A 3242-nucleotide genomic window follows, 5' to 3' on the forward strand; every position below is an offset into this window, starting at 1 on the left:
GGGTTGTTGCGCTGGCTTCGCAGCACAACCAATCTTGGAAGAAGCAGTAATTTAGGTTGTGTGTATCACACACGAGAATCCAACTTGTCGCTCTGGATCGCAGCCAGTGCTTTCACACGGCGCCGATCTACAAGGCAGACTTGTTATAGGATCAAGCCTTACGGGCAATTAGTATCAGTTAGCTGAACGCATTACTGCGCTTACACACCTGACCTATCAACGTCCTGGTCTCGAACGACCCTTCAAGGGGATCTAGTCCCCAGGGATATCTCATCTTAAGGCGAGTTTCCCGCTTAGATGCTTTCAGCGGTTATCTCTTCCGAACATAGCTACCCGGCGATGCCACTGGCGTGACAACCGGTACACCAGAGGTTCGTCCACTCCGGTCCTCTCGTACTAGGAGCAGCCCCCTTCAAATATCCAACGCCCACGGCAGATAGGGACCAAACTGTCTCACGACGTTTTAAACCCAGCTCACGTACCTCTTTAAATGGCGAACAGCCATACCCTTGGGACCGGCTACAGCCCCAGGATGAGATGAGCCGACATCGAGGTGCCAAACACCGCCGTCGATATGAACTCTTGGGCGGTATCAGCCTGTTATCCCCAGAGTACCTTTTATCCGTTGAGCGATGGCCCTTCCATACAGAACCACCGGATCACTATGACCTGCTTTCGCACCTGCTCGACTTGTCGGTCTCGCAGTTAAGCACGCTTATGCCATTGCACTATCAGCACGATTTCCGACCGTACCTAGCGTACCTTCGTACTCCTCCGTTACGCTTTGGGAGGAGACCGCCCCAGTCAAACTGCCTACCATGCACTGTCCCCGACCCGGATCACGGGCCAAGGTTAGAACCTCAAACAAACCAGGGTGGTATTTCAAGGACGGCTCCACCGAAACTAGCGTTCCGGTTTCATAGCCTCCCACCTATCCTACACAGATCGGTTCAAAGTCCAATGCAAAGCTACAGTAAAGGTTCATGGGGTCTTTCCGTCTAGCCGCGGGTAGATTGCATCATCACAAACACTTCAACTTCGCTGAGTCTCGGGAGGAGACAGTGTGGCCATCGTTACGCCATTCGTGCAGGTCGGAACTTACCCGACAAGGAATTTCGCTACCTTAGGACCGTTATAGTTACGGCCGCCGTTTACCGGGACTTCAATCAAGAGCTTGCACCCCATCATTTAATCTTCCGGCACCGGGCAGGCGTCACACCCTATACGTCCACTTTCGTGTTTGCAGAGTGCTGTGTTTTTATTAAACAGTCGCAGCCACCAGTTTATTGCAACCCCTTCACCCTCCTGGCGCAGGCCAGTCAAGCTACAAGGGCGTACCTTATCCCGAAGTTACGGTACCAATTTGCCGAGTTCCTTCTCCCGAGTTCTCTCAAGCGCCTTAGAATACTCATCTCGCCCACCTGTGTCGGTTTGCGGTACGGTCATCGTTAGACTGAAGCTTAGAGGCTTTTCTTGGAACCACTTCCAATTGCTTCGCTTCCGAAGAAGCTCGCGCCACACCCTTGAATTACGCACCCGGATTTGCCTAAGCGCCTTCTCCAATGCAGCGACCGGGACTTCCAACACCCGGACAACCTTCCGCGATCCGTCCCCCCATCGCATCTAACAATGGTGCAGGAATATTGACCTGCTTCCCATCAGCTACGCATTTCTGCCTCGCCTTAGGGGCCGACTCACCCTACGCCGATGAACGTTGCGTAGGAAACCTTGGGCTTACGGCGAGGGGGCCTTTCACCCCCTTTATCGCTACTCATGTCAGCATTCGCACTTCCGATACCTCCAGCACCCTTTACAAGGCACCTTCGCAGGCTTACGGAACGCTCTCCTACCATGCGTGCAAGCACGCATCCGCAGCTTCGGTATATAGCTTAGCCCCGTTACATCTTCCGCGCAGGACGACTCGATCAGTGAGCTATTACGCTTTCTTTAAAGGGTGGCTGCTTCTAAGCCAACCTCCTGACTGTTTTAGCCTTCCCACTTCGTTTCCCACTTAGCTATATTTGGGGACCTTAGCTGGCGGTCTGGGTTGTTTCCCTCTTGACACCGGACGTTAGCACCCGATGTCTGTCTCCCGTGATTGCACTCTTCGGTATTCGGAGTTTGCTATGGCGGGGTAATCTGCAATAGACCCCCCAACCATGACAGTGCTCTACCCCCGAAGGTGAGACACGAGGCACTACCTAAATAGTTTTCGGAGAGAACCAGCTATTTCCAGGTTTGTTTAGCCTTTCACCCCTATCCACAGCTCATCCCCTAACTTTTCAACGTTAGTGGGTTCGGACCTCCAGTACGTGTTACCGCACCTTCATCCTGGCCATGGATAGATCACCTGGTTTCGGGTCTACGCCCAGCAACTGAACGCCCTATTCGGACTCGCTTTCGCTACGCCTGCCCTATACGGTTAAGCTTGCTACTGAACGTAAGTCGCTGACCCATTATACAAAAGGTACGCCGTCACCCCTTACGAGGCTCCGACTGTTTGTATGCATGCGGTTTCAGGATCTATTTCACTCCCCTCCCGGGGTTCTTTTCGCCTTTCCCTCACGGTACTGGTTCACTATCGGTCGATCACGAGTATTTAGCCTTGGAGGATGGTCCCCCCATCTTCAGACAGGATTTCACGTGTCCCGCCCTACTTGTCGCACACCTAGTTCTTTCATACTGTTTTCGCCTACAGGGCTATCACCTGCTATGGCCGCACTTTCCAGAGCGTTCGGCTAACAATACAAATAAAGAGTGCAAGGCTCATCCCATTTCGCTCGCCACTACTTTGGGAATCTCGGTTGATTTCTTTTCCTGCGGTTACTTAGATGTTTCAGTTCACCGCGTTCGCTTCGCATGGCCTATGTATTCAGCCATGGATACTCCAAAAGGAGTGGGTTTCCCCATTCGGACATCTACGGATCAAAGCTTGTTTGCCAGCTCCCCGTAGCTTTTCGCAGGCTACCGCGTCCTTCATCGCCTGTGATCGCCAAGGCATCCACCACATGCACTTGTTCGCTTGACCCTATAACGAGTCTGTCTCGTCGACAGTCGCTACAGGTTGAGTTCTCGCGTTGTGCCGTATTCCAATTGAGTCGAACATAGAGTTCGAATCATCTTGAGATACATCGATACAATCACAACCCGGATAGTTTCCACGTCCATCTCAAGACGCTTCCGCTATCCAAATTACTTACTTCTTCCAGATTGTTAAAGAACGACAGCCGATATCTGTTGAA

Annotated in this window: 1 rRNA gene; it reads right to left on the reverse strand. The window is 52.2% G+C overall.

Annotated features, from left to right (window positions below):
* Nucleotides 1-147: 147 nt before the first annotated feature.
* A 23S ribosomal RNA gene (locus FOZ70_RS35255) occupies nucleotides 148-3028 on the reverse strand.
* Nucleotides 3029-3242: the final 214 nt, after the last annotated feature.

It is taken from the genome of Burkholderia sp. COPS (assembly GCF_019425585.1).
Lineage (GTDB): Bacteria > Pseudomonadota > Gammaproteobacteria > Burkholderiales > Burkholderiaceae > Burkholderia > Burkholderia cepacia.